The following is a 25,569-nucleotide window of genomic DNA, read 5'->3' on the forward strand; positions in this document are numbered from 1 at the left end:
ATGAACGGAGGAAGATTTTTCGGAGAATGACATGCCCAAGCTTATCGTCGTGACGCGCGAAGGGGAAGAACGCGAGATCATGGGCGAAGCGGGGCTTTCGGTGATGGAAGTCATTCGCGACGCCGGCATCGACGAGATCCTGGCGTTGTGCGGCGGCTGCTGCTCGTGCGCCACCTGCCACGTCCATGTCGACCCGGACTTTGCGGCCAAACTGAAGCCGATGGGGCCGGACGAGGACGACCTGCTCGATTCGACGAGCGACCGCGATGCGGGATCGCGACTGTCGTGCCAGATCGAACTCACCGACGCGCTGGACGGACTGAAGGTCCGCATCGCCGCGGAGGACTGACCCAAGTCCCTCGCCCCTCCGGGGAGAGGGAGGGAGGAGCCGTAGGCGACGGAAGGGAGAGGGGCGTTGGGACGGGTGTCCCGAGCCTCAAACCCCTCACCCTTCCCACCGCAAGCGCGGCGGGCCCCTTCCCTCTCCCCGAGGGGGAGAGGGAGCTCAGGTCACCGCGTCGTGACCGCGTAGAGCGCGATCGCCGCGGCGTTCGAGACGTTGAGGCTCTCGACCTTCTCCGAGATCGGCAACTTGGCGAGCTCGTCGCAATGCTGCTCGGTGTTCTGCCGCATGCCCTCGCCCTCGGCGCCGAGCACGATCGCGATGCGCTGCGTGCCCATCGCCTCGCCCAGCGTCTGCGTCGCGTGGCCGGTCAGCCCGATCCGCCAGAACCCGGCCGCTGCAATCTCCTCGAGCGCACGCGCCAGATTGACGACGCGAATCCACGGCACGCTCTCAAGTGCGCCCGATGCGGCGCGCGCGATCGTTCCCGATTCGGGTGGTGCGTTGCGATCCGGCGTCACGATGCCCAGCGCATCGAACGCCGCCGCCGAGCGCAGGATCGCGCCGACATTGTGCGGATCGGTCACGCCGTCGAGGATCACCAGCGGGCGAGTATCGTCCTTGCCATGCTCGAGCAGGTCGGCGAGCCACATGTCCTCGAGCGGCTCGACCTCGATCACCACGCCCTGATGCGGCGCATCGCCGGGCACCAGCCGCGCCAGATCGGCCGCCTCGGCATAGGTCACGGGGACGTCGGCGGGCAGATCGAACCCGGCCAGTGCCTCGCGCGTACCGAGGATCTTGCGCACCGTGCGCTCCGGATTGCTCAGTGCGGCGCCAACCGCGTGCTTGCCCCAGAAGCGGGGGCGGCCTGCCGGCGCCTTGCTCGGCCTGTGTCCCTTGCGTGCCATATTCGCTCTCGATCGTGTCTGTGTATGCGGCGTCCTTGTCGGCATTCTCCCCCCGCGGCAACAGCGAAGCGCGAAACTTCTCAAAACCTGCGTTGACACACAGGGCGCGCTTCGCCATTGAGCCGCCTCGCTTTGATAAGCGGCCCATCTGGACAGGTGGCCGAGTGGTTAAAGGCAGCAGACTGTAAATCTGCCCGTGCAAGCGTACGCTGGTTCGAATCCAGCCCTGTCCACCACTACCCTCGGGTAGTGTCTACCCAGACCATGTCGACCGGCCTTGCACGCGGTCGACGTCTCTCCCCCCGATACCGATTATCTTGCAGGCGAGCCGAAGCGCGCGTGACAACCGCGCATGGACGGCTAGGATTGTGGCGACCGTAACCAAGCCGGAAGCCGCGTGACCTCAGATATCGCCGTACAGCAGCCCACCCAGAATACGGCAACCGCCCAGGATCTTGCCGATTCGATCCTCGACACGCTCGTCCATCGGATCGGCAAGGATGCGCAGGCGGCGCTTCCGCACGACTGGCTTGCGGCAACGATCCTGACGGTGCGCAACGACATCGTTGAACGCTGGATGGCGTCGACCAAGGCGGCGCATGCGGCGGGCGCCAAGCGCGTCTATTATCTCAGCCTCGAATTCCTGATCGGGCGCCTGTTGCGCGACGCGGTGACGAACCTGCAACGCAGCCGCGAAGTGACGCGTGCGCTCGCGCTGCACGGCGTCGACCTCGCCGCGCTCGAGGAGATCGAGCCCGATGCGGCGCTCGGCAATGGCGGGCTTGGGCGGCTCGCGGCATGCTTCATGGAGAGCATGGCGAGCCTCGCACTGCCCGCCTATGGCTATGGCATCCGCTATGTGAACGGCATGTTCCGCCAGCGGATCGACGACGGCTGGCAGGTCGAGATGCCCGAAAGCTGGCTCGCGCACGGCAATCCGTGGGAATTCGAACGCCGCGAGAGCGCCTATTTCGTGGGCTTCGGCGGTGAGGTGACCGCAACCGACAGCGGACAGATCCATTGGAGCCCGGCCGAGGCGGTCGAGGCGATGGCGGTCGATACCCCCGTCGTCGGCTGGCGCGGCAAACACGTCAACACGCTGAGACTGTGGACCGCCCGCGCGTTCGATCCGATCAAGCTCGACCGGTTCAACGCGGGCGACTTCACCGGTGCGCTCGCCGACCAGCTGCGCGCCGAGACGCTCACGCGCGTTCTCTATCCCAATGATTCGACCGCGGCGGGGCAGGAATTGCGGCTGCGGCAGGAATATTTCTTCTCGTCCGCCTCGATCCAGGACATCGTCCGCCGCCACATCCAGTATTTCGGCGACATCCGCACGCTGCCCGACAAGGCCGCGATCCAGCTGAACGACACGCACCCCGCGGTGTCGGTCGCCGAGCTGATGCGGTTGCTGATCGATCATCACGAATTCGCGTTCGACGAGGCGTGGAAGATCACGCGCGCGACGTTCGGCTATACCAACCACACATTGCTGCCCGAGGCGCTGGAGAGCTGGCCGCTGCCGCTGTTCGAGCGACTGCTGCCGCGCCACATGCAGATCGTCTACGCGATCAACGCAAGGCTGCTGCGCGAGGCACGCGGCGTGGACGGCATCGACGACCGCGCGATCGCCGCGATCAGCCTGATCGACGAGGGTGGCGAGCGGCGCGTGCGGATGGCCAATCTTGCCTTTGCCGGATCGCACAGCGTCAACGGCGTCGCAGCCCTTCATACGCAACTGATGAAGAAGACCGTCTTCGCCGATCTCCACCGCCTGTATCCGACGCGGATCAACAACAAGACCAACGGGATCACGCCGCGCCGCTGGCTGCAACAGTGCAACCCGGGACTCACCACGCTGATCCGCGACGCGATCGGGGACGGCTTCCTCGACGATGCGGAAAAGCTGATCGATCTCGATGTTTTTGCCGACGATTCCGCCTTCAGGGAGCGGTTTTGGGCGGTTAAGCGTTCGAACAAGGTGGCACTGGCAAATCATATCAAGGACAGCATGGGGCTGCGCATCGACCCCGACGCGCTGTTCGACGTGCAGATCAAGCGCATCCATGAGTATAAGCGCCAGCTGCTCAACATCATCGAGACGGTCGCGCTGTACGACCAGATCCGCAGCCATCCCGAACGCGACTGGACTCCGCGCGTCAAGCTGTTCGCGGGCAAGGCGGCGTCGAGCTATCACAATGCGAAGCTCGTCATCAAACTGGCGAACGACGTCGCGCGCCGGATCAATGCGGACCCGTCGGTCGGCGGGCTTCTGAAGGTCGCGTTCCTGCCCAACTACAACGTGTCGCTCGCCGAGAAGATCATTCCCGCCGCCGATCTCAGCGAACAGATCTCGACCGCGGGGCTCGAGGCGTCGGGCACCGGCAACATGAAGTTCGCGATGAACGGCGCGCTGACGATCGGCACGCTCGACGGCGCGAATATCGAGATCAAGGACCGCGTCGGCGACGACAATATCTTCATCTTCGGCATGACCGCGGACGAGGTCGAGGCGAAGCGCGCGTCGGGCTATGATCCGCGCAATGTGATCGACGGGTCGAACGAGCTGCGCCAGGCCGTCTCCGCGATCGCGTCGGGGGTGTTCTCGCCCGATGATCGTCAGCGTTACGCCGGGCTGATGGGCGGGCTGTACGAGGGCGACTGGTTCATGCTCGCCGCCGATTTCGACAGCTATGCCACCGCGCAGCGTAGCGTCGACGCGCGCTGGAACGATCGCGACGCATGGGTCGCCTCGACCGTGCGCAACGTCGCGCGCGTCGGCTGGTTCTCGTCCGACCGCACGATCCGCGAATATGCGCGCGATATCTGGACGGTAATGTGAAGCCACCCGAAGGCGCCATCGTTGCCCTGATCGAGGGGCGTCACGACGACCCCTTCTCGTTGCTCGGCGTGCATGCCGGGCCCGGGGGCACGTTCGCGCGCGCCTGGCTGCCGGGCGCGGCGACGGCGGAGGCGTATGCGCTCGACGGCAAGACTCTCGGCACCCTCCCCCGGATCGACGATCGCGGGCTGTTCGAAGGGCCGATCGAGGGCGATCCGCAGCCGGTGAAATATCATGCCGAGGGCGGCGGCGCGGACTGGTGGGTGACCGACCCGTACAGCTTCGGCCCCGTGCTCGGCCCCGTCGACGATGTGCTGATGGCCGAGGGCACGCACCACCGCCTCCACGACAAGATGGGCGCGCACCTGATCGAGCATGAAGGCGCACACGGCGTCCATTTCGCACTTTGGGCGCCCAACGCGCAGCGCGTCTCAGTCGTCGGCGACTTCAACGACTGGGACGGTCGCCGCCATACGATGCGCAAGCGCGGCGACGTCGGCGTGTGGGAGATCTTCATCCCCGACATCGCCGAATATCGCGCGTATAAATACGAGATCGTCGGCCCCGATGGCCGGCTCCAGCCGCTCAAGGCCGATCCGTTCGCCTTTGCCAGCGAGCTGCGCCCCGCGACCGCGTCGATCACGCGCACGCTCGCGCACGAATGGGCCGATACGAGCCACCGCGCGCACTGGGCCTCGGTCGATCCGCGCCGCGTGCCGATCAGCATCTACGAGGTGCATGCCGGATCCTGGGACCGCGACGCCGAGGGCTGGTTCCTGACCTGGGACGCGCTCGCCGACCGGTTGATCCCGTACGTGGTCGAGATGGGCTTCACGCACATCGAGTTCATGCCGATTAGCGAACATCCCTATGATCCGAGCTGGGGCTATCAGACCACCGGGCTGTACGCGCCGTCCGCACGGTTCGGCGATGTCGAGGGGTTCGCGCGGTTCGTCGATGGCGCGCATCTGGCCGGGATCGGCGTGCTGCTCGACTGGGTGCCTGCGCATTTCCCGACCGACGCGTTCGGGCTCGCGCATTTCGACGGCACCGCGCTCTACGAGCATGAGGACCCGCGGCTCGGCTTCCACCCCGACTGGAACACCGCGATCTACAATTTCGGCCGGCGCGAGGTGGCGTCGTTCCTCGTCAACAACGCGCTGTTCTGGGCCGAGCGCTATCATATCGACGGGCTTCGCGTGGATGCGGTCGCGTCGATGCTCTACCGCGATTATTCGCGCGAGGCGGGCGAATGGATCCCCAACGACACCGGCGGGCGCGAGAATTGGGAAGCGGTCGCGTTCCTGCGCGACATGAACCGCGCGGTGTACGGCCAGCATCCCGGCATCTTCACGATCGCCGAGGAATCGACTTCGTGGCCGGGCGTCTCCGCCCCCGTCGGCGACGACGGAAAGAGCGGTGGCCTGGGCTTCGGGTTCAAGTGGAACATGGGTTTCATGCACGACACGCTCCAGTACATGGCGCGCGATCCGCTGCACCGGAAGCATCACCATGGCGAGATAAATTTCGGGCTCGTCTATGCGTTCAGCGAGAATTTCGTCCTGCCGCTGAGCCACGACGAAGTGGTCCACGGCAAGGGTTCGCTGCTGACCAAGATGCCCGGCGACGACTGGCAACAATTCGCGAACCTGCGTGCCTATTACGCGTTCATGTGGGGCTATCCGGGCAAGAAATTGCTCTTCATGGGGCAGGAATTCGCGCAGCGGCGCGAATGGTCCGAAGGCCGCGCGCTCGACTGGGATCTGCGCAATGCACGGAGCCATGAAGGCATCCGCAACCTCGTCCGAGACCTGAACGCGGTCTATCGCGACAAGCCCGCGCTTCATGCCCGAGACTGCGAGGCGGAGGGCTTCGAATGGCTGATCGCCGACGACGCCGCCAATTCGGTCTTCGCGTGGCTGCGCAAGGCGCCAGGCGCAAAGCCCGTCGCGGTGATCGCCAACATGACGCCGATCGCGCGCGCACCCTACCGTATCCCGCTGCCGCTCGACGGCCGCTGGTGCGAGATCATCAACAGCGATGCGCATGACTATTGGGGCAGCGGGCTCGGCAATCTCGGCGGCGTGGTCGCGGAGAATGGCGCGGCGTGGGTGACGCTGCCGCCGCTTGCCACGATCATGCTCGAATACGAAGGCTGATCGAGTTCGAAGACCGATCCGGCGCAATGACGGAACAACCCGCGGGTGACGGCGCGTTATACCGCGGACGATTAGGGAGAGACGGACATGGTTGAACGGCGGGGACAGCCACTGGCGCGCGACGCGATGGCGTATGTGCTGGCCGGTGGTCGCGGTAGTCGGCTGATGGAGCTGACCGACACGCGCGCGAAACCCGCGGTGTATTTCGGCGGCAAGGCACGGATCATCGATTTCGCGCTGTCCAACGCGATCAATTCGGGCATCCGCCGGATCGGTGTCGCCACGCAGTACAAGGCGCATTCGCTGATCCGCCACCTGCAGAGCGGCTGGAACTTCCTGCGCTCCGAACGCAATGAGAGCTTCGACATCCTGCCCGCGTCACAGCGGATCAGCGAATTCCAATGGTATGAGGGCACCGCCGATGCGGTCTACCAGAACATCGACATCATTGAGAGCCACGCACCCGAATATATGGTCATCCTGGCGGGCGATCACATCTACAAGATGGATTACGAGCTGATCCTGCAACAGCATTGCGAGACAGGCGCGGACGTCACGATCGCCTGCCTCGAAGTGCCACGGATGGAGGCGGTCGGCTTCGGCGTGATGGCGGTCGACGAGCATGACAACGTCACCGCGTTCGTCGAGAAGCCTGCCGATCCGCCCGCGATTCCGGGCAATCCGGACATCGCGCTGGCATCGATGGGAATCTATGTCTTCCACACCAAGTTGCTGTTCGACGAACTGCGCCGCGACGCAGAGACGCCGGGCTCGTCGCGCGATTTCGGCAAGGATATCATTCCGTACCTCGTCAAGCACGGCAAGGCGGTCGCGCATCGCTTCTCGGACAGCTGTGTGCGATCCGAGGGCGAAGTCGAGGCCTATTGGCGCGATGTCGGCACGGTCGACGCCTATTGGGAAGCCAATATCGACCTCACCGACGTCGTGCCCAAGCTCGATCTCTATGACCGCAGCTGGCCGCTCTGGACCTATTCCGAGGTGACCCCGCCCGCCAAGTTCGTCCATGCCGAGGACGGTCGTCGCGGCGAGGCGGTATCGAGCCTCGTCTCGGGCGACTGCATCATCTCGGGTTCGTCGATCCACCGCAGCCTGATCTTCACCGGCACGCGCGCGCACAGCTACTCGGTGCTCGACCAGGCGGTGATCCTGCCGCATTGCGTGATCGGTCGCGGCGCGCGGCTGTCGAAGGTGGTGGTCGACCGCGGCGTGGTGATCCCCGACGGCCTCGTCGTCGGCGAGGATCCGGTGCTCGACGCGCAACGCTTCCGCCGGACCGACAATGGCGTGGTGCTCGTGACCAAATCGATGATCGACCGGCTGACCGAATGAGCATGCGACCAGCGCCGGCGTCGCTGCAACGGGAGTTCGAATGATGCGCGTTCTTTCGGTGGCGTCGGAGGCGTATCCGCTGATCAAGACCGGCGGGCTGGCTGACGTCGTCGGCGCTCTGCCCGCCGCACTCGCGCATCACGGCGTGACGATGACGACCTTCCTCCCGGGCTATCCCGCGCTCGCGGCGGTCACCGGGAACGCGAAGGTCGTCCATCGCTATGACAACCTGCTCGGCGTCGAGGCCCGGATCCTCGAAGCCAGGATCGGCGAGCATCCGCTGCTCGTGCTCGACGCACCCAGCCTCTTCACGCGCGGTGGCGGCCCGTACGGCGACGCGACCGGCGCCGACTGGGTCGACAACTGGCTGCGCTTCGCGGCCTTCAGCCGGGCCGCGGCGGATCTCGCCTCGGGCGTGGTCGAGGGCCAGGACTTTGACATCCTCCACGCGCATGACTGGCAGGCGGCGATGGCGCCCGCCTATCTGCGCTATGCCCCCGGCCCCGGCACCCCCGCAAAGACGATCGTCACGATCCACAATATCGCGTTCCAGGGCCGCTATGGCGCGGAGATCTTCGCCGACCTTGCGCTGCCCGACGCGGCGTTCGCGCTCGACGGGGTCGAATATTATGGCGGCGTCGGTTTCCTGAAGGCCGGACTTGAGGCCGCCGACGCGATTACCACGGTCAGCCCGACCTACGCCGCCGAGATTCGTCGCGGCGAATTCGGCATGGGCCTCGAAGGGCTGATCAACGTCCGTGCCGATCGCCTCACGGGAATCGTCAACGGCATCGACCCCGCAGTCTGGAACCCCGCGACCGACTCGCTGCTCGCCTCACCTTACACCGCCCGCACGCTCACCCGCCGTCGCGCGAACAAGCGCGCGGTCGAGACGCTCTACGGGCTCGACCGCGACGATGGCCCGATCTTCACCGTCATCAGCCGGCTGACCTGGCAAAAGGGCATGGACGTCCTCGTCGCAGAGATCGACGAACTCGTCGCGCTCGGCGGCCGGCTCGCGCTGCTCGGCTCGGGCGATGCCGCGCTCGAACGCGCCTTCCTCGCCGCCGCGGATCGCCATCCCGGCCGGATCGGCGTCCGCATCGGCTATGACGAGCCCGTATCGCATCTCCTTCAGGCGGGTGCCGACGCGATCCTGATCCCATCGCGGTTCGAACCCTGCGGCCTGACTCAGCTCTACGGACTGGCTTATGGCTGCATCCCCGTTGTCGCGCGCACCGGCGGCCTCGCCGACACGGTGATCGACGCGAACGAGGCTGCGATCGCCGCGGGGGTCGCGACCGGCATCCAGCATGACGGCATCACGCCGGAAGCACTCAGCCATGCGTTGCGCCGAACGTTCGCACTCTATGCACGCCCCGATCGCTGGGCCATGTTGCAGCGCAACGCGATGCGCGCGGACTTCTCGTGGGACGAGAGCGGCCGCCGCTACGCGACCCTGTATTCGAACCTCCTGGAGCGCGCATGACCCGCACCGTCTCGACCACGCCCTACACCGACCAGAAGCCCGGCACATCGGGCCTGCGCAAGAAGGTGAAGGTCTTCCAGCAGACCAACTATGCCGAGAACTTCGTCCAGTCGGTGTTCGACGTGGTCGCGGACAAGGCGGGCGCGACGCTGGTGATCGGCGGCGACGGCCGCTTCCTCAACCGCGAGGTGATCCAGGTCGCGATCCGCATGGCGGCGGCGAACGGCTTTGGCCGCGTGATCGTCGGCCGCGGTGGTATCCTGTCGACGCCTGCCGCGAGCCACATGATCCGCAAGCGCGGCGCGGTCGGCGGGCTGGTCCTGTCCGCCAGCCACAACCCCGGCGGTCCCGACGAGGATTTCGGGATCAAGTACAACATCGCCAATGGCGGCCCCGCGCCCGAATCGATCACCGACGCGATCAACGCGCGGACGCTCGAGATCGACCGCTGGCTCACAGTCGACGCCGCCGACATCGATCTCGACCAGGACGGCGAGGTCATGGTCGGTGACATGCCCGTCGAGGTCGTCGATCCGGTCGAGGCTTATGCCGCGCTGATGGAGACGCTGTTCGATTTCGACGCGATCCGCGCCGCCAAGCTGACGATGGCGTTCGACGCGATGAGCGCGGTCACCGGCCCCTATGCGACCGAGATCCTCGAACGCCGGCTGGGCTTTGCGGCCGGCACGGTGCGCAACGGCACGCCGCTCCCCGATTTCGGCGGGCATCACCCCGACCCCAACCTCGTCCACGCGCACGCGCTGTACGAGACGATGATGGCTCCAGATGCGCCTGATTTCGGCGCGGCGTCGGACGGCGATGGCGACCGCAACCTGATCATCGGCAAGCACCGCTTCGTCACCCCCTCCGACAGCCTCGCAATGCTCGCGGCCAACGCGCACCTCGCCCCTGGTTACGCCGGCGGCCTCAAGGGCATCGCCCGCTCGATGCCGACCAGCGCGGCGGCGGACCGCGTCGCGGCGGCGCTTGGTATCCCAGCCTACGAAACGCCGACCGGCTGGAAATTCTTCGGCAATCTGCTCGATGCGGGCATGGCGACGATCTGCGGCGAAGAGAGCGCCGGCACCGGCTCCGACCATGTCCGCGAGAAGGATGGGCTGTGGGCGGTCCTTCTCTGGCTCAACATCCTCGCAGTCCGCGGCGAGAGTGTCGACGTGATCGCGCGCGATCACTGGGCCAAGTTCGGTCGCAACTATTATGCACGCCACGATTATGAGGGCGTCGAAACCCAGCGGGCCGACGCGCTGATGGCCGCCCTTCGCGCCAGCCTCGCAACGCTCCCCGGACGGCAGTTCGGCGACCTCACCGTCGAGACCGCGGACGAGTTCGGCTATACTGATCCGACCGACGGCTCGATCAGCCGCGACCAGGGCGTGCGCATCCTGTTCGCAGGCGGCAGCCGGGTCGTGTTCCGCCTGTCGGGCACGGGCACCACCGGCGCGACCTTGCGCGTCTATCTCGAACGCTACGAACCCGTCGGCGGCGATCTCGACCGCGACACCGGCGAGATGCTCGCCGGCATCGTCGCCGCCGCGGAGTCGATCGCAGGGATTGCCGAGCATACCGGCCGCTTGAAACCCGACGTCATCACCTGATGAACGCTGGCAGCATGACGCATCGGCGCCGTCGGAGCGCGCTCTACATGCCCGCGTCAAACGCGCGTGCGATTGCCAAGGCACGGACGCTCGACTGCGACGTCGTCATCCTCGACCTGGAGGATGCCGTCGCGCCGGAGGAGAAGATCGCCGCGCGCGACCGCGTCGTCGCGGCCGTGCGCGAAGGAGGTTTCGGCGCGCGCGAACTCGTCGTCCGAATCAACGGCCTCGACACGGCGTGGTACGCGGACGACATCGCCGCGGTGCGCGGGATCGGCGTCGATGCGGTGCTGGTGCCCAAGCTGTCCTACCCGGCCGATTTGAACGCGGTTCGCACCTCGCTTGGCGACGACGGCCCGCCAATCTGGGCGATGATCGAGACCTGCGCCGCGATCCTGTCGCTGCCGGCGCTGTCCGAAGCCGCCACGGCGGCGCGATTGACCGCGCTGGTGGCGGGTACGAACGATCTTGCCAAAGAGATGCGGTGCCGCCTCGGGGCCGATCGGACGCCGTTGATTCCGGCGCTTGCGTCGATCGTGATGGCCGCCCGCGCGGCGGGGATCGTCGCGCTCGATGGCGTCTGCAACGCCCTCGACGATCAGGCGCGATTTGAGGCCGAATGCGCGCAGGGCGCGATGCTGGGGTTCGACGGCAAGACGCTGATCCACCCATCGCAGATCGAGGCGGCAAATAGCGGCTTTGGTCCAAGCGAGGACGAGCTGGCATGGGCCCGCGCGATCGTCGCTGCGTTCGCGATGCCCGACACTGCGGACAAGGGCGCCATTCGCCTCGATGGCCAGATGGTCGAGCGGCTGCACCTCGCCGAAGCGGAAGCGATGCTGCGGCTCTAAAGCCGGCTAGAGCTTAGCCCTCAGCGTTCGCGCGCCGTGTGGCATTGCGGCTCTCCTTGTCAGAGAGCCCCAACGGTCAGACCGCCGCGGCGTTCACCGCCCGATCCAGTCCGCCACCTCGGTCGCGACCTGGTTCGCCGCCTGGTTGATCCCCGCCGCCGCCGAGGGGGCGTCGATCGCCGAGACGGGCACGCGGGCTTCGAAGCGATGCTTCTCGACCGACGTCTTGCCGACGCGGGTCAGCGAGGCATCGAACGTCACGACCGCCTCGCGAGTCGTCGCATCAAGCCCGAACGTCCGGAGCTCGCCGCCGAGCAGGCCGCCAGGATCGCCGATCGACTGCGCGGTCGACAACACGACGAGCCCGGTCCGCGACGCGACCGTGTCCGACACCAGCCGCGCGAACAAACGCGCCGGCGGCTCCGCCCACTGCGCATCGGTGACATAGGCGATCGAGGTCGGCGTCGCCTGCACCGGCACGCGCGCGGTCGCCAGCGACTGCGGCACGACAGGCACTTGGATCGTGATCGACTTGGTCGTCGCCGAATCCTGGTTCTGCCCGACCGTCACCGCAGACGCGCTCGTCAGCGTCAGCAGCGTGGGGGGCGGTTTGGCGCCGAAGCTGATGCACCCGGCAAGCGGCAGCATCGCGATCAGGATGAGCGGTGTCTTCATGGCGTGCCTCACTTACCCTTGTAATCCGGGAGCTTCTGCTGCCCGATCAGCGAACTCGCACCCTGCTGGTCAACCTTTTCGGCGACCGACGACAAGGCCGCCGCAGTCGTCCGCAGATCGCGGACCAGACGGTTGGCCTCGGGAATCGTCGTCTTCGAGAAGGCCTGCAACCCCGGCCGCGCATCGCCGATCGCCGAATTCAGCGTGTCGGCGCTCTGCTGCGCGGAGACGATCGCCTTGTTCAGATTGGCCATCGCCGGCTTCACGTCCTCGGACAGGACGCCGTTGGTGGTCTTGGCGAGCACGCCGAACTGCTGCGCGGCATCGCCCGCCTGCTGGATCGCAACACGAGTCTGCGCGAGTGTCGCCGCGATCTCCGGCCCGCGGTCCGCGAGCGCATCGGTCAAGCGGTTGGTGTTTTCGAGGATGCCCGCGATCGATGCCTGGTTACGGTCGGTCAGCAGCCCGGTCAGCCGCTCGGTCAGCGTCGACAGGCGCTCGAGCAACTGCGGTGCCGAGTTCAGGATCGCGCCGAGGCCACCCTGCTTAGTCGGAATGACCGGTACGCCATACGGGCAAGGCTGGCCATTGACGTCGGGGCACGCGACCGCCGGAGCGCCCTTACGCGCGCCATCGAGCGACACCTGGCTGACGCCGGTGAAGCCGACGCCCGAGATCGACGCGGTCGTGCCCTGCAGCACCGGGGTCTCGTCGTTGACGCTGATCCGGACCCGGACGAACTGCGGATCGTTCTTCCACAGCGAAATCGTCTTCACCTGGCCCGACGGCACACCCGAGAACACCACCGCGGACCCGCGCGCGAGCCCGTCGACCGACTGGCGGAAGAAGATGTCGTATTCCTTCTCCTCCTTGCCGCCCAGCCGCGCGATCCACACGGTGAACAGCGCCAGCAGGGCCAGCAGGATCAGCACGACGGCGCCGACTAGGACGTGGTTCGAACGGGTTTCCATCAGCGCGTCCTTGCTTCTTTCTCGGCGTATGTCGCGTCGGCGTCGTCCGGCGCGGACTGCTTGGACTGGACTTCCGTGGGGTGGGCATCCGCGACCTGGTCGGCACGCTCGTGCGCCTCCTGCGTCGCGACCGCGGCACGACCGCGCGGCCCCTTGAAATATTCCTCGATCCACGGGTGATCGAGCGCAATCAGCTCATCGATCGTGCCGACCGCGATCACCTTCTTGTCGGCGAGCACCGCGACCCGGTCGCAGATCGCATAGAGCGTGTCGAGGTCGTGCGTGATCAGGAACACCGTCAGCCCCAGCGTCTTCTGCAACGACTGGATCAACCCGTCGAACGCCGCGGCCCCGATCGGATCGAGCCCTGCGGTCGGCTCGTCGAGAAACAGCAGCTCCGGATCGAGCGCCAGCGCCCGCGCCAGCCCTGCGCGCTTCTTCATGCCGCCCGACAGTTCGGACGGAAACTTGTTCGCCGCGTCGGCAGGCAGGCCGGTCATCACGACCTTGTACGACGCGATCTCCGAGAGCAGCGCGCCTGTCAGGTCCGGGTAGAATTCGCGCAACGGCACTTCGACATTCTCGGCGACCGTCAACGTCGAGAACAGCGCACCGCCCTGGAACAACACGCCCCAGCGCTTGCGGATCTCGGTCGCCTCGGTCTCTTCGCGGCCGATATTGGGCTCGCCAAAGACGGTGATCTCGCCCGACTCGGGAGTCTGCAGCCCGATGATCGAACGCATCAGCACCGACTTGCCGGTACCCGATCCGCCAACCACGCCCAGTATCTCGCCGCGCCGCACGTCGAGGTCTAGCCCTTCATGCACCACCGACTCGCCGAATGCGTTCTTCAGCCCCTTCACGGAGATGACGATATCGTCTGTCTTGCGGGGCATCAGTCCCAACCCAACCAGGTGAAGAACACCGCGAAGAACGCGTCGAGGACGATCACCAGGAAAATGCCCTGGACGACCGCGGAGGTGGTGCGCAGGCCGACCTGTTCCGCGTCGGATTCGACCTGCATCCCCTGGAAGCAGCCCGCGATCGCAATGATCGCGCCGAACACCGGCGCCTTGATCAGCGAGATGTACAGATCGGTGATCGGCACGACCTCGCGGATGCGCGCGATGAAGGTGACCGGCGGGATGCCCAGCTGCACCCAGCATAGCAGCCCGCCGCCGATGATCGCGATGACCGATGCGTAGAAGCCGAGCAGCGGCATCATCACGATCGCCGCCAAGACGCGCGGCAGGACCAGCGCCTCCATCGGCGACACGCCGATCGTCCGCATCGCGTCGATCTCCTCGGTCAGCTTCATCGTGCCGAGCTGTGCCGCGAACGCCGATCCCGAGCGCCCCGCGACCATTATCGCGGTCATCAGCAGGCCGAGTTCGCGGATCGTCAGGCGACCGACGAGGTTGATCGTGAAGACTTCGGCACCGAACTGGCGCAGCTGGACCGCGCCCTGCTGCGCGATGACCATGCCGATCAGGAAGCTCATCAGTCCGACAATGCCGAGTGCGGCGACGCCGACGACCTCGAAGCGCTGGACGACGGCATTGAACCGGAACCGCTGCGGATGACGAATGACGCTGCCGAATGCGACCGTGGTGGCGCCGAGAAAGCCGAGCAGTCCGAGCATCGTCTTGCCCGACAGCACGACCGCATCGCCGATCTCGCCGAGCACGCGGCTGACGGCGCTGACCTTGGCAGGCCTGGCGGCCATCGGCTGATCGGAGGCGACGACCTGGTCGAACAGCGCCTGGTCATTGGCATCGAGCCCATCGATCGTCGCATCGTTGCGCGCAGCGAAGCGGTGGACGATCCAGGCGCCGATCGTGTCGATCCGGTCGACCCCGCTGAGATCGACATGCTTGACCGACGACGCATCGACCGACTCGAGCCGGTCGGGCAGATTGCCGATCTTGGCCAGCGACAGATCGCCGGTAAACCGAAGCGTGCCGGTATCGGCACCGTCCTGTTGGAAATCGGCCATCGCGCTCATCGGCCGCACCTTTGCGGCAAACCGACTGGATCGGCAAGGTGAATGCGGCGTAAGTCGCGATGATGACCGAAATCTATCCTGCCCGCCCGTCCAGCGCACCGTCCGTCCGCCTCGCTATCTACGATATGGACAAGACGATCACGCATATGCCGACCTGGACGCCGTTCCTGCTCCACACCGCGCGGACCAGCGGTGCGCCGTGGCGGCTGGCGCTGGTGCCGTTCGCCGGCGTGGCCGCGCTCGGCTATGTCGGACGGCTGATCAGCCGGGGTCGGTTGAAGTACGTCATGCAGCGGATGATGCTCGGCAAGCGCCTGTCGCCCGCGCAGGAACGCCGCAGCGCGGAGGCGTTTGCCGACCGGGTGGTGCGCGACGGCGTGTTCGCCGGCGCGCGCGCGCGGATCGAGGCGGACCGCGCGGCGGGCTACCGGCTGGTCATGGCGACCGCATCGTACCGCTTCTATGTCGAGGCGATCGCCGAGCGGCTGGGCTTCGACGCGGTGATCGGGACGGAGAGCCTGCGCGATGCCGACGGCCATCTGCTGGCCGGGATCGACGGCGAGAATTGCTACGGCCCGGCGAAATTGCGGATGATCGAGGCCTGGATGGCCCGCGAAGGCATCGCTCGTAAGGACGCGCATGTGCGGTTCTATTCGGACCATGTGTCCGACGCGCCGACCTTCGACTGGGCGGACGAGCCGTTCGCGGTGAATGCGCATGGGCCGCTGCGGTTGCTGGCGAAGGCCAAGGGCTGGCCGATGCCCGACTGGGAGCGCTGACAGCCGGGTGCTGGTGGGCCGTCACCTGGGCCATTGATACCGCAGGACCGGCGCAACATGGTCGGAAACCGATCTTGAATGCGGTCGCTGCAACGGGGCCGAACTGGTCTTTCATCCGGAATTTCGATAGAGTTCTAGTCGTTCGCAGCTACCGTCGGTCCGTCACGAACGCGTGCTGCACGTCACCTCTAGGAGGACGTATGGAACGCCGATCGATCTTGTCCCTTCCGCTGGCGATGCTGGTCGGAGGTACCGCGTTGCACGCCGCGTCGGGGGACACGATCTCACCGCCGCGCCCCGATCCAGTTAGCACGACACCCGATCCGGGTCCGGCCGGTGCGTTGCCGGTCGCGGTGGTGCGGGCCGGCAGCGACCGGACCGGACAGAAACGCCAGATCGGCGTCAGCGCCACCACCTACAAGGTCGTCACGAGCGATGCGAAGGGCGACCTGTTCGTCATCGAGCAGGCGAATCAGCGGCGGGGCGGCCCGCCGTTGCATGTCCACCATGGCGAGGACGAACTCTTCTACGTCCTCGACGGCGAATATGCGGTGCAGGTGGGCGAGACGCGCTATGCGTTGAAAACGGGGGACTGTATCCTTGGCCCGCGTGGCGTTCCGCATGCCTGGGCCTTTGTCGGGCCCACGGCCGGCCGCCTGCTCCTGAGCTTTGCCCCTGCCGGCAAGATGGAAGCGTTCTTCAACGCGTGGGAGCAGAACGGCTTTGGTCCGGGCGGCTATTTCACGGAAAAGGACGATGGCTTGATGCGGTCCTACGGCATGGAGCGCCTCGGCCCCCCGCTCAAGTTCTGATCCGTGCCGGCCGGGCGGTGACGGGGTATCGCCGGCGCGCGGCTGGACCCGATTTCGGATGAACCATGCTCGCCGGGACCGCGCGCCATGGCGCGGTCCGATGCAGCCATCCGGTCCGCGGCTCATCCGTCCGCGGCAAGCGTCTCCTTGGTGAATTGTCCTGCGGCGACCCTCCATCCGCCACGGCTGCGTACCGCGACCAGGATCATCGCCCGCTCGAGCCCGGCGATGGGTTTGCCGTCCTTCAGGAAATCCATGTGGAAGAAGATCGTCGCCACGTTGGGGGTTAGGACATGAACCTCGGGCCGATCGCGTCTGGCGATCGTCGTGGCCGTTGCCCAGCCTTTGCCCGTATGGATGCTGGCGAACGCAGCGGTGATCGCCGCACGTCCCTCGGTCCGCTCCTCTGCGACCGGGACCCAGATGGCGTCCGCCGTATAGAGCGACTCGAACGCCTTTGGATCATGGCTATTCCAAGCGGCGACGAAGCGATCGGGCAGCATGTCCGGGGACTGTGGTGCAGCGATCGCCGCGCTCGATAGCGCCACCATGCCGCAGATCATGTGCCTGACCATCTCGCATGCCCCCAGCCCGATGTCCGAGGCAGTATCTACCATGCGGCGGCACGGACCGCGTCGTCGTTTCCCGCCAGTTTGGCCGGATCGATGCGCGGGCCCCGGTGGACGGATCGGTTGCGGGCTGATGGCCCTTGCCGGGCGTGGCGTCGTCTCGCCTGGCGCCGTCCCGTGGAGGACCGCAAGCCGGTCGGATGCAGCTACCCGTTACAACAGCACGTCGACGCTGTGGATCACCAGCCCCACCAGGCCGCCGACGATCGTCCCGTTGACGCGGATATATTGCAGGTCGCGCCCGACGGCATTCTCCAGACGGCTGGTGATCGTGTCCGCATCCCAGCTGCGCACGGTGTCGGACACGAGCTTGACGATGCCGTCGCCATAATCCGCCGCCGCGCCGACCGCTGCGCGGCGCACGAACCGGTTGATCGTGCGCGACATGCGCGGGTCGTGATGCAGCGTCTCGCCGAACTGGCGCAGCACGTCGCCGAGCTTGCCCGCCATCGCACGTTCGGGATCCCGCGCGATCGCCAGCAGCGCACCGCGCGCCTGTTCCCACAGCCCGTCGAGCCAGCGCTGCATCGCCGGGTTGTCGAGCAGGTCGTTCTTCATCGCCTCGACGCGTTCGCGCATCCGGCGATCATATTGCAGGTCCCAGGCGAGCCGGTCGAGCCCCTCCTCCGCCTTCAGCCGCAGCGGATGCTCGGGGTCCTCTGCCATTTCGGCGAGGAGGCGGTCGAAGCCGCCGATGAGCTTGTCCGCGACGGTCGTGTCGAGCCCGGTCCAGCGCAGGATCGAGCCAGCCTTGTCGTGGACCATCGCGCGGACGAGGTGATCGTTCGCTGCCAGCGTCTTGGCGGACCAGCGGATCGCGCTTTCGAGCAAGGGCGCGTGCCGGCGTTCGGCGATCGCCGCCTTGAGCAACTGGCCGAGGATCGGCGAGACTTCGGTCGCGCGCAGGCGGGTGGCAATCCCTGCCTTGACCATGCCGCCGAGCCGCGCGGGATCGAGCCCCTCGAGAATCTGCGCGACCAGTTTGGACGCCCCCTGCCGGAAACGCCCGCCCGCGCCTTCGGGCGGATCGGTCAGCCAGCGCGAGATCGCGCCCGCAACGTCCAGCCGGCGGGTGCGCCGCGCGATGACGACGGGGATCAGGAAGTTCGCGCGGAGGAACTGCGCCAGCGTGTCGCCGATCCGGTCCTTGTTGCGCGGCACGATCGCGGTATGCGGGATCGGCAGACCTAGCGGATGACGGAACAGCGCGGTAACCGCGAACCAGTCGGCCAGCCCGCCGACCATCGCCGCCTCCGCAAAGGCGCGCACGAACGCAAACGCCGGGTGGACGGGGACCAGCGCACGGCTGACGAAAAACGTCGCCGCCATGAACACGAGCAGGCCGGTGGCAACGATCCGCATGCGGACGAGCGCCGCCGGGGCTGCTTCGCCGACCGGGCGCGTGCGGGATAAAAGCGTCATACCCGAAACAATCCCCCAGCGCGCCGAAGGTTCATGCCGGCGCGGCGGTTCGACCATCCAGGTGCAGCGAGGCGGGCCGAAGGGACCTCATTCCGCGGGTTGCGTGCCGTCACCCTGATCCCGGCCATGACCCAGCTTGCCGGTTGCCGGGCCCAGCAGCGGACCCGGATTGGGGCCGGCAATCCCGATCACGTCATCGCCATTGTCGCCCGGACGATAGGTGAGCAGGCGACGACCGAGACGTGGCCCGACGCTGCGCTCGATCCCGACGGCAAGGCTGAACGCGGCGGGAATGATCAGCAACGTGAGCAGCGTCGACAGTGCGAGGCCGCCGATCACAACAGTCCCCATCGGCGCGCGCGACGACGAATCGCCGCTGATCGACATCGCGGTCGGCACCATGCCCGCGACCATCGCGACCGTCGTCATCACGATCGGCTGCGCGCGCTTGTGCCCGGCATCGATGATCGCGGTGAACGCACCGACGCCCTTGCTCATCTCGTCGAGCGCGAAGTCGATCAGCAGGATCGAGTTCTTGGCGACGATCCCGAGCAGCATCAGCAACCCGATATAGACCGGCAACGACAGCGGCTGTCCGGTCGCCCACAGAGCGAGCAACCCGCCGAGCGGCGCGAGCAGCAGCGACCCCATGTTGACGAACGGCGGCAGCACGCGGCGGTACAGCAGCACCAGCACCGCGAAGACGAGGAACGTGCCCGAGATCACCGCGGTGATGAAATTGGTGATCATCTCGGCCTGCCACTTGCTCTGGCCGAGCGTGAGTTCGCTGACGCCGACGGGCAGCGCCTTCATCGACGGCAGCGCATGGACCTGCTTCATCGCGTCCGAGATCACGACGCCGGGCGCGAGATCGGCGCCAAGCGTGATCTGGCGCTGCTGGTTGACCCGGTCGATCTTCGTCGGGCCCGAGCCGAGACCGATATCCGCGACGAGGTTGAGCGGCACCGAGCCCCCCGACGCGGTTGCGACCGGCAGGTTCTGGATCGTCGACAGGCTGGTCCGCGCCGACTGGTCGAGCGCGACCCGGATCGGGATCTGGCGATCCGAAAGCGAGAAGCGCGCCGAATTCTGGTCGATATCGCCGAGCGTCGCGATCCGGATTGCCGACGACAGCGCCTGCGTCGTGACGCCGAGATTGGCGGCGAGATCGAAGCGGGGGCGGATGACGATTTCGGGGCGCTGCATCCCGCCCGACACGCGCGGTGCGGTCAGCGACTTGAGCGAGCCCATATCGGCGACGATCTTGTCCGCCGCCTGTTGCAGCTTGGCGGGATCGCTGCCGCCGAGCACGACGGTCACGTCGCGCCCGCTGCTGCCCCAGCCCGACTGCGACCGGAACGAGACGCGCGCATCGGGGATCGCGGTCATTTGCGGTGCGAGCCGGCGTTCGAAATCGACCGATTTTTCCTTGCGGTCGGCGCGCAGGTTGGCAGTCACCGTCCCGCTGCCGACGCGCGTGCGCGCATAGACGGTGGCGACCTGCGGCTGCTGGCGAAGGATCTCGCCGACGCGCGCGACGACCGCGTCGGTCTGCGCGAGCGTGGTGCCGGGCACCATCTCGATCTGCGCGGTCGAATCGTCCTCGTCGCGGGTCGGCTGGAACTGCGAGGGGATGACGGTGAACATGAACAGCGTGATCGCGAAGGCCACGACGCCCGCGCCGATCGCCCACATCCGGTGATCCATGACGCGGTTGAACATCTTGCGGATGCCGCCGCGCGCACGCCACGCCGCCGCCTTGCGACTGTCGAGCGTCCAGTGGAGCGTGCGGACATACCAGTCCATCAGCTTGCCCTCGCCGTGGCTGGCATGGCCAAACGACTTGAGGAAATAGGCCGCGATCATCGGCGTGACGAGACGCGCGACCGCGAGGCTCATCAGCACCGCGGCGACCACGGTCAGGCCGAAATTCTTGAAGAACTGCCCGGCGATACCCGGCATCAGCGCGACCGGCAGGAACACCGCGACGATCGCCATCGTCGTCGCCAGCACCGCGAGGCCGATCTCGTCGGCGGCATCGATCGAGGCCTGATAGGCGGACTTGCCCATCCGCATGTGCCGGACGATATTCTCGATCTCGACGATCGCGTCATCGACGAGCACGCCCGCGACGAGACTGAGCGCGAGCAGCGTCATGCCATTGAGGTCGAAGCCGAGCAGATCCATGAACCAGAAGGCGGGAATCGCCGACAGCGGGATCGCCAGCGCGGAAATCGCGGTCGCGCGCCAATCGCGCAGGAAGATGAAGACGACGATGACGGCGAGGATCGCGCCCTCGATCATCGCGTGGATCGCGCTTTCATACTGCGATTCGGTATAGTCGGTGCTGGTGTAGCGCTGGACGAACTTGACCGACGGATTGCGCTTTTCGAGCGCGCGCAACTTGTCGACCGCGGCGTGATAGACGGTGACGTCGGACGCCCCCTTGGCACGCTGGAAATCGAAGGTGATCGCCTGGCGCCCGTCGACGGTCGCGCGGCTGCGCTGCTCGGCATAGAGATCGCGGACCTGCGCGATGTCGGCGAGGCGGACGGTGCGGCCATTGCCGACGTTGATCTGCGTCTGGCCCAGATCGCTCGCGTCGCGCGCATTGCCGAGCACGCGGATCGACTGTTCGGAGCCGGCGATCTCGGCACGCCCGCCCGCGGCATTCAGATTGACCTGTCGCAGCTGCGCGTTGACCTGGCTTGCGGTCAGCCCCTGGCTCTGGAGTTTCAGCGGATCGAGGATCACGCGGATCTCGCGGCTGACGCCACCGTTGCGGCTGATCGTCGCCATGCCGGGAATCGACAGCAGTTCCTTGGTGACGGTGTCGTCGATGTACCAGGACAGCTGTTCGACGGTCATGTCGGTGGTGATCGCCGCGAAGCTCGCGACGTCGTTGCCGCTGGTGTTCGCGCGGTAGACCTGCGGTTCGAGGATGCCCTCGGGAAGGTCGCTGCGGATCTGCGCGATCGCGTCGCGCACATCGTTGACCGCGCGATCGATCGGCGTGCCGATGGTGAGCTGGATCACCGTCTCCGAATTGCCTTCGGTCACGGTCGAGTTGATCTCGTCGATGCCCTGCAGCGAGCGGACGGCGGCCTCGACGCGCTGCGTGACCTGCGTCTCCATCTCGGTCGGCGCGGCACCCGGCTGGCTGACGACGACGATCGCGATCGGGAAGTCGATGTCGGGATCGCGGTTGACGTCCATCCGCATGAAACTGACGATGCCCGCAAGCATCAGGGCCAGGAACAGCACGATCGGCGGAACCGGGTTGCGGATCGACCAGGCCGAGATGTTGCGGAAGTTCATGGCTGTCAGCTCGCCTTCTTGGTGATCGGCTTGACCGTCTGTCCGGGCGCCAGGAAGCCGCCTGCGGACTGGACCACGCGCTCCGACCCGTCGAGCCCGCCCGCGATCGTCACGCCGGCATCGGACACCTGGCCGATCGTGACGTTGCGCCGCGCGATCTTGTCGCCCGGTCCGACAATATAGACGTAATTGCCCTTCTCGTCGCTCTGCAGCGCCGAATCGGGGAGCAGCGGCGCCTGTGTCACGCCGCCGACGATCGTCGCCGCGGCGAATCCGCCGGGACGCAGCGCAGGATCATATTTCACCGCGATGCGCGCGATCCCCTGGCGGGTCTGCGGATCGATCACGGGCGAGACCTGCCAGACTTCGCCGGGATAGCCCTGCGTCGTGCCGACGGGCACGACGGTCGCACGGGCACCCGCACGCAGCCCGGCGAGATCGGCCTCGCTCAACTGCGCGCGCATCTCCATCTGGCCGCCCATCGCCATGCGGAACAGCACGCCGGCCGATGGCCCGACGATCTGGCCCGGCTCGACGCCGCGGGTCAGCACGAGCCCGGCGGCGGGCGCGCGGATATCGAGCCGGCCGTTGCGGGCACGCGCCTCGCCGAGCGTGGCCTGCGCGACCTTCACGCGCGCGGCGGCGGCATCGCGAGTCGCCGCCTTGCGCTGGAGATCGGCCTTCGAGATGAAGCCGCGATCGACCAGCTGCTTCGCGCGATCGAGCTCGGCCTGCGCGATCGTCTCGTCGGAGCGCGCGACGGTGACCGATGCGGCGAGCGACGCCGCGGTCTCGGTCTGGACCGACCGATCGACCGTGGCGAGCACCTGCCCCGCCGCGACCCAGGTGCCGGGCTCGACCAGCACACGCGTGATCATCCCGCCCTCGCCCGCGACGCCGACCGGCATCTCGCGGCGTGCGGCCAGCGTTCCCGTCGCGGAGATCGTCCGATCGACCATCTGACGCCCTGGCACCACGACCGTGACGCTCGGCAATTGTGCGTTGGGCGATGCGGCCGCGGCGTCCTTCTTGCCGGACTTGAACGCATAGACCGCGGCGACGATCGCGAGCACGAGGATCACCGCGATGATGATGTTGCGGCGGCGGTGCGACGGCGCACTATAGTCCGGCAACGCCAGCTGCTCGTCGCTATCGCTGCCGACCATCTTCGTCTCGTAATTCATGCGCGCCACAATCCTACTTCCGACCGGCCTTGTCTCGACCCGCTTCGCCGTTCACACGCTGTGTTATCTGAATAAGTCACCGTGCTCAAGCCCCTCGACGAGCGCGGAACGAATACATGCTTCGAATCCGATCTATCCGCAATGCAGTTCGACAAGGTCCGGGACGTTCAGCTTGTGTTGACCTGCGCGGCGCCACACGCCGAAACACTGTTACACGGGAGACATAGTCATGAAGATCGCATCGTTCCTTACTGCGCTTGCGGGCGTCGCGGTCGTGCTGCCGGGGGCGGCTGCCGTCGCGCAGACCGCGCCGACCACGGTCGAGCCGATGATCCCGGCGGCGGGTACCGTGCTCGACGTGACGGCGGAGGGGCGGACGACGCGCGTGCCCGATCTGGCGACGATCCGCGCGGGCGTCGTCTCGCAGTCGACGACCGCCGCGGCGGCGCTGACCGACAATGCGCAGCGTATGGCGAAGGTCCTCGCGGCATTGAAGCGTGCAGGCGTAGCGCCACGCGACGTTGCGACGTCGTCGGTCCAGCTCGCGCCGCAATATCGCTACGCCGAGAACCAGCCTCCGGTGATCACCGGATATCAGGCGACCAACACCGTCTCGATCCGGTTCCGCGACGTGGCGAAATCAGGGGCGATCCTCGATGCACTGGTCGCAGAGGGCGCGAACCAGATCGATGGACCCAATCTGTCGATCGACAAGCCTGAGGCCGCGCTCGATGAAGCGCGGAGCGACGCGATCGCGCAGGCCAAGCATCGGGCGGACCTTTACGCCAAGGCTGCGGGGCTTCGCGTGTCGCGGATCGTGTCGATCGCCGAATCGGGGCAGGACACCGGCGGCTCGCCGCAGCCGATGTTCCTGGCGCGCGCATCGATGGCCAAGGACAGCACGCAGATCGCGCCGGGCGAGAAGGACGTGACGGTCACCGTGTCGGTGCGGTTCCTGCTGAACTGACGCTTCCATGATCCTCCCCCGCCAAGGGGGAGGATCGCTGCACGCTGCACGCACGAAAAAGGCCGCCCGGTTGCCCAGGCGGCCTTTTCCGTTTCGCGTGACGATGCGAAGCTTAGCGGACGCTACCGCGACGCACGAGGTTCACGATCGCGAGCAGGATGATCGCACCCAGCAGCGACACGATGAACGAGGTCAGCGTCAGCGGCGCGTTGTTGATCGAGCCACCCGACAGGATCAGACCACCGATGAATGCGCCGACGATGCCGACGACGATGTTCAGAAGGATACCCTGCTGCGCATCAGTGCGCATGATCATGCTGGCAATCCAGCCGATGACGCCGCCGATGATCAGCCAAAGAATGAGACCCATGATATTTTCCCTCCGTTGAACCCGTATCCGGGCGATGGCGGAAAGACGTGCGAGCAGTTATTTTTGTTCCGCCCGCGTTTTGAGTTTTGGATCTCAGTACTTTTGCTGGCGCTCGTACAACGACTTATAGTGCTGGATCCGCGTGACGCGGAGCCCGGGCATGCCCGATCGGTCGATCGCGCGCTGCCAGCTGGCAAATTCCTCGACGGTCAGGCCGTAGCGCGCGCAGACGTCGTCGACGCTGAGCAACCCGCCATTGACCGCAGCGACCACCTCGGCCTTGCGACGAACCACCCAGCGCGTGGTGCTGGGCGGGGGCAGCGTATCCAGCGTCAGCTGTTCTCCGAGCGGACCGATGACTTTGCCGGGACGGATTTTCTGGTTCTCGATCATTTGTAACCTCTGATCGGGGCGGGGGGCCCCCTCTCGATACGCGAACGCGACACATAGTCGCGGGATTTGAAGATCGGCTGAAACGCCGCGGTAAACCGCATCTTCACTCGTCCTTCCACCGGGTTAATGCCGTTGCCATCGGCCCATTGAACGCACCGTGAAGCGGCGCGAACAGTTTCGGATCGATCGTCGCCCGCGCGAAGCTGGCCTGCACCACCGCGGTCGGGCTCGCTGCCTGGCGGGCGGCGATACCGACGATCAGGACCGCGAGATCACCCGGAAGGACGGTGACCTCTGCGTCGCGATCGAAACGGGGAAAACTCAGGTCCAACGGGATACTCGCGCTTAGTCTTGGGAAGCCCGGTATAACGCGAGGGGGTGAAGGGACCGTAAAACTCGGCGAAAGAGTTCGTGAACTTGTCGCTTTATTCCAATGTCTGGTCGCGTTTTTCGCTCCACTCACCTTGATCGACGTTAACGGTC

22 protein-coding genes and 1 tRNA gene are annotated in these 25,569 nt (G+C 66.5%); 11 read left to right on the forward strand and 12 right to left on the reverse strand.

Annotation, left to right across the window (positions count from 1 at the left end; genetic code table 11):
- Positions 1-31 precede the first annotated feature (31 nt).
- Complete coding sequence (locus ASE79_RS04465; protein WP_056412212.1) at positions 32-349, forward strand: 2Fe-2S iron-sulfur cluster-binding protein; 318 nt, start codon at positions 32-34, stop codon at positions 347-349.
- 161 nt (positions 350-510) lie between these two features.
- On the opposite strand, the gene rlmB is transcribed toward ASE79_RS04465, so the two are convergent.
- Entirely contained in the window at positions 511-1,254 is a 744-nt protein-coding gene (rlmB, locus tag ASE79_RS04470; RefSeq protein ID WP_056412214.1) for a 23S rRNA (guanosine(2251)-2'-O)-methyltransferase RlmB, read from the reverse strand.
- 150 nt (positions 1,255-1,404) lie between these two features.
- Here rlmB and ASE79_RS04475 point away from each other — a divergent pair.
- From ASE79_RS04475 to ASE79_RS04505, 7 genes are all read left to right on the forward strand, one after another.
- Positions 1,405-1,490: transfer RNA gene (locus ASE79_RS04475), tRNA-Tyr, on the forward strand.
- 173 nt (positions 1,491-1,663) lie between these two features.
- Positions 1,664-4,096 carry a glycogen/starch/alpha-glucan phosphorylase gene (locus tag ASE79_RS04480; RefSeq protein WP_056413385.1) on the forward strand — a complete coding sequence of 811 codons (2,433 nt, stop codon included), beginning with the start codon at positions 1,664-1,666 and terminating at the stop codon, positions 4,094-4,096.
- A complete protein-coding gene (gene glgB, locus ASE79_RS04485) occupies positions 4,093-6,255 on the forward strand; it encodes a 1,4-alpha-glucan branching protein GlgB (RefSeq protein ID WP_056412217.1) in 2,163 nt (720 codons plus the stop codon). Before ASE79_RS04480 ends, glgB begins: the two co-directional genes overlap by 4 nt.
- Positions 6,256-6,342: 87 nt before the next feature.
- Entirely contained in the window at positions 6,343-7,605 is a 1,263-nt protein-coding gene (gene glgC / locus ASE79_RS04490; RefSeq protein ID WP_082445047.1) for a glucose-1-phosphate adenylyltransferase, read from the forward strand.
- A gap of 40 nt (positions 7,606-7,645) precedes the next feature.
- Complete coding sequence (gene glgA, locus ASE79_RS04495) at positions 7,646-9,094, forward strand: glycogen synthase GlgA (RefSeq protein WP_056412220.1); 1,449 nt, start codon at positions 7,646-7,648, stop codon at positions 9,092-9,094.
- Positions 9,091-10,710 (forward strand): alpha-D-glucose phosphate-specific phosphoglucomutase, encoded by a 1,620-nt coding sequence (locus ASE79_RS04500; protein WP_056412223.1) that lies wholly within the window; start codon positions 9,091-9,093, stop codon positions 10,708-10,710. Before glgA ends, ASE79_RS04500 begins: the two co-directional genes overlap by 4 nt.
- A 14-nt stretch (positions 10,711-10,724) precedes the next feature.
- Positions 10,725-11,561, forward strand: coding sequence for an HpcH/HpaI aldolase/citrate lyase family protein (locus ASE79_RS04505; RefSeq protein WP_082445114.1), 837 nt, complete (start codon positions 10,725-10,727; stop codon positions 11,559-11,561).
- A 93-nt stretch (positions 11,562-11,654) separates the two neighbouring features.
- Here ASE79_RS04505 and ASE79_RS04510 read toward each other — a convergent pair whose 3' ends face one another.
- Genes ASE79_RS04510 through ASE79_RS04525 form a run of 4 tightly spaced genes read right to left on the reverse strand, consistent with a single transcriptional unit; the run spans position 11,655 to position 15,212 of the window.
- Positions 11,655-12,236, reverse strand: coding sequence for an ABC-type transport auxiliary lipoprotein family protein (locus tag ASE79_RS04510; RefSeq protein WP_056412228.1), 582 nt, complete (start codon positions 12,234-12,236; stop codon positions 11,655-11,657).
- Between the two features lie 8 nt (positions 12,237-12,244).
- A complete protein-coding gene (locus tag ASE79_RS04515; protein WP_056412231.1) occupies positions 12,245-13,207 on the reverse strand; it encodes an MlaD family protein in 963 nt (320 codons plus the stop codon).
- Positions 13,207-14,103, reverse strand: a complete 897-nt coding sequence (locus tag ASE79_RS04520) for an ABC transporter ATP-binding protein (protein WP_056412234.1) — start codon at positions 14,101-14,103, stop codon at positions 13,207-13,209. Before ASE79_RS04520 ends, ASE79_RS04515 begins: the two co-directional genes overlap by 1 nt.
- The gene (locus tag ASE79_RS04525) at positions 14,103-15,212 is read right to left on the reverse strand and encodes an ABC transporter permease (RefSeq protein WP_056412237.1); all 1,110 of its coding nucleotides are present in this window, start codon (positions 15,210-15,212) and stop codon (positions 14,103-14,105) included. Before ASE79_RS04525 ends, ASE79_RS04520 begins: the two co-directional genes overlap by 1 nt.
- A 62-nt stretch (positions 15,213-15,274) precedes the next feature.
- On the opposite strand from ASE79_RS04525, the gene ASE79_RS04530 reads away from it, so the two are divergent.
- Both ASE79_RS04530 and ASE79_RS04535 read left to right on the forward strand, forming a co-directional pair.
- Positions 15,275-15,991 (forward strand): HAD family hydrolase, encoded by a 717-nt coding sequence (locus tag ASE79_RS04530; protein WP_234422784.1) that lies wholly within the window; start codon positions 15,275-15,277, stop codon positions 15,989-15,991.
- 200 nt (positions 15,992-16,191) lie between these two features.
- Entirely contained in the window at positions 16,192-16,803 is a 612-nt protein-coding gene (locus ASE79_RS04535) for a cupin domain-containing protein (protein WP_235516743.1), read from the forward strand.
- Positions 16,804-16,925: 122 nt separating this feature from the next.
- On the opposite strand, the gene ASE79_RS04540 is transcribed toward ASE79_RS04535, so the two are convergent.
- The 4 genes from ASE79_RS04540 to ASE79_RS04555 all read right to left on the reverse strand — a co-directional run bounded on the left by ASE79_RS04540 (position 16,926) and on the right by ASE79_RS04555 (position 23,356).
- On the reverse strand, positions 16,926-17,420 hold the full coding sequence (locus ASE79_RS04540) for an SgcJ/EcaC family oxidoreductase (protein WP_082445048.1): 495 nt from the start codon (positions 17,418-17,420) through the stop codon (positions 16,926-16,928).
- A gap of 165 nt (positions 17,421-17,585) precedes the next feature.
- Positions 17,586-18,854, reverse strand: a complete 1,269-nt coding sequence (locus tag ASE79_RS04545) for a DUF445 domain-containing protein (protein WP_056412246.1) — start codon at positions 18,852-18,854, stop codon at positions 17,586-17,588.
- Between the two features lie 87 nt (positions 18,855-18,941).
- Positions 18,942-22,172: an efflux RND transporter permease subunit gene (locus tag ASE79_RS04550; RefSeq protein WP_056412249.1), complete on the reverse strand. Its 3,231-nt coding sequence runs from the start codon at positions 22,170-22,172 to the stop codon at positions 18,942-18,944.
- Positions 22,173-22,177: 5 nt separating this feature from the next.
- On the reverse strand, positions 22,178-23,356 hold the full coding sequence (locus ASE79_RS04555; protein WP_056412252.1) for an efflux RND transporter periplasmic adaptor subunit: 1,179 nt from the start codon (positions 23,354-23,356) through the stop codon (positions 22,178-22,180).
- Between the two features lie 229 nt (positions 23,357-23,585).
- Here ASE79_RS04555 and ASE79_RS04560 point away from each other — a divergent pair, with 229 nt between their 5' ends.
- Positions 23,586-24,323, forward strand: a complete 738-nt coding sequence (locus ASE79_RS04560) for an SIMPL domain-containing protein (RefSeq protein ID WP_056412255.1) — start codon at positions 23,586-23,588, stop codon at positions 24,321-24,323.
- A gap of 112 nt (positions 24,324-24,435) precedes the next feature.
- Here the strand turns inward: ASE79_RS04560 and ASE79_RS04565 are convergent, their stop codons facing one another.
- From ASE79_RS04565 to ASE79_RS04575, 3 genes are all read right to left on the reverse strand, one after another.
- Positions 24,436-24,693 (reverse strand): GlsB/YeaQ/YmgE family stress response membrane protein, encoded by a 258-nt coding sequence (locus tag ASE79_RS04565; protein ID WP_056412258.1) that lies wholly within the window; start codon positions 24,691-24,693, stop codon positions 24,436-24,438.
- Positions 24,694-24,786: 93 nt separating this feature from the next.
- A complete protein-coding gene (locus ASE79_RS04570; protein ID WP_056412261.1) occupies positions 24,787-25,086 on the reverse strand; it encodes a DUF1153 domain-containing protein in 300 nt (99 codons plus the stop codon).
- Between the two features lie 103 nt (positions 25,087-25,189).
- On the reverse strand, positions 25,190-25,417 hold the full coding sequence (locus ASE79_RS04575; RefSeq protein ID WP_056412264.1) for a hypothetical protein: 228 nt from the start codon (positions 25,415-25,417) through the stop codon (positions 25,190-25,192).
- Positions 25,418-25,569: the final 152 nt, after the last annotated feature.

Source organism: Sphingomonas sp. Leaf28 (assembly GCF_001421685.1).
Classification (GTDB): domain Bacteria; phylum Pseudomonadota; class Alphaproteobacteria; order Sphingomonadales; family Sphingomonadaceae; genus Sphingomonas; species Sphingomonas aurantiaca.

Excerpts from the sequence above, each read along its gene's own strand:
- ASE79_RS04465 (WP_056412212.1), top strand. The coding sequence starts at position 32 with ATGCCCAAGCTTATCGTCGTGACGCGCGAAGGGGAAGAACGCGAGATC.
- rlmB (WP_056412214.1), bottom strand. The coding sequence starts at position 1,254 with ATGGCACGCAAGGGACACAGGCCGAGCAAGGCGCCGGCAGGCCGCCCC.
- glgC (WP_082445047.1), top strand. The coding sequence starts at position 6,343 with ATGGTTGAACGGCGGGGACAGCCACTGGCGCGCGACGCGATGGCGTAT.
- glgA (WP_056412220.1), top strand. The coding sequence starts at position 7,646 with ATGATGCGCGTTCTTTCGGTGGCGTCGGAGGCGTATCCGCTGATCAAG.
- ASE79_RS04500 (WP_056412223.1), top strand. The coding sequence starts at position 9,091 with ATGACCCGCACCGTCTCGACCACGCCCTACACCGACCAGAAGCCCGGC.
- ASE79_RS04505 (WP_082445114.1), top strand. The coding sequence starts at position 10,725 with ATGACGCATCGGCGCCGTCGGAGCGCGCTCTACATGCCCGCGTCAAAC.
- ASE79_RS04510 (WP_056412228.1), bottom strand. The coding sequence starts at position 12,236 with ATGAAGACACCGCTCATCCTGATCGCGATGCTGCCGCTTGCCGGGTGC.
- ASE79_RS04515 (WP_056412231.1), bottom strand. The coding sequence starts at position 13,207 with ATGGAAACCCGTTCGAACCACGTCCTAGTCGGCGCCGTCGTGCTGATC.
- ASE79_RS04520 (WP_056412234.1), bottom strand. The coding sequence starts at position 14,103 with ATGCCCCGCAAGACAGACGATATCGTCATCTCCGTGAAGGGGCTGAAG.
- ASE79_RS04525 (WP_056412237.1), bottom strand. The coding sequence starts at position 15,212 with ATGAGCGCGATGGCCGATTTCCAACAGGACGGTGCCGATACCGGCACG.
- ASE79_RS04530 (WP_234422784.1), top strand. The coding sequence starts at position 15,275 with ATGACCGAAATCTATCCTGCCCGCCCGTCCAGCGCACCGTCCGTCCGC.
- ASE79_RS04535 (WP_235516743.1), top strand. The coding sequence starts at position 16,192 with ATGGAACGCCGATCGATCTTGTCCCTTCCGCTGGCGATGCTGGTCGGA.
- ASE79_RS04540 (WP_082445048.1), bottom strand. The coding sequence starts at position 17,420 with ATGGTAGATACTGCCTCGGACATCGGGCTGGGGGCATGCGAGATGGTC.
- ASE79_RS04545 (WP_056412246.1), bottom strand. The coding sequence starts at position 18,854 with ATGACGCTTTTATCCCGCACGCGCCCGGTCGGCGAAGCAGCCCCGGCG.
- ASE79_RS04550 (WP_056412249.1), bottom strand. The coding sequence starts at position 22,172 with ATGAACTTCCGCAACATCTCGGCCTGGTCGATCCGCAACCCGGTTCCG.
- ASE79_RS04555 (WP_056412252.1), bottom strand. The coding sequence starts at position 23,356 with ATGAATTACGAGACGAAGATGGTCGGCAGCGATAGCGACGAGCAGCTG.
- ASE79_RS04560 (WP_056412255.1), top strand. The coding sequence starts at position 23,586 with ATGAAGATCGCATCGTTCCTTACTGCGCTTGCGGGCGTCGCGGTCGTG.
- ASE79_RS04565 (WP_056412258.1), bottom strand. The coding sequence starts at position 24,693 with ATGGGTCTCATTCTTTGGCTGATCATCGGCGGCGTCATCGGCTGGATT.
- ASE79_RS04570 (WP_056412261.1), bottom strand. The coding sequence starts at position 25,086 with ATGATCGAGAACCAGAAAATCCGTCCCGGCAAAGTCATCGGTCCGCTC.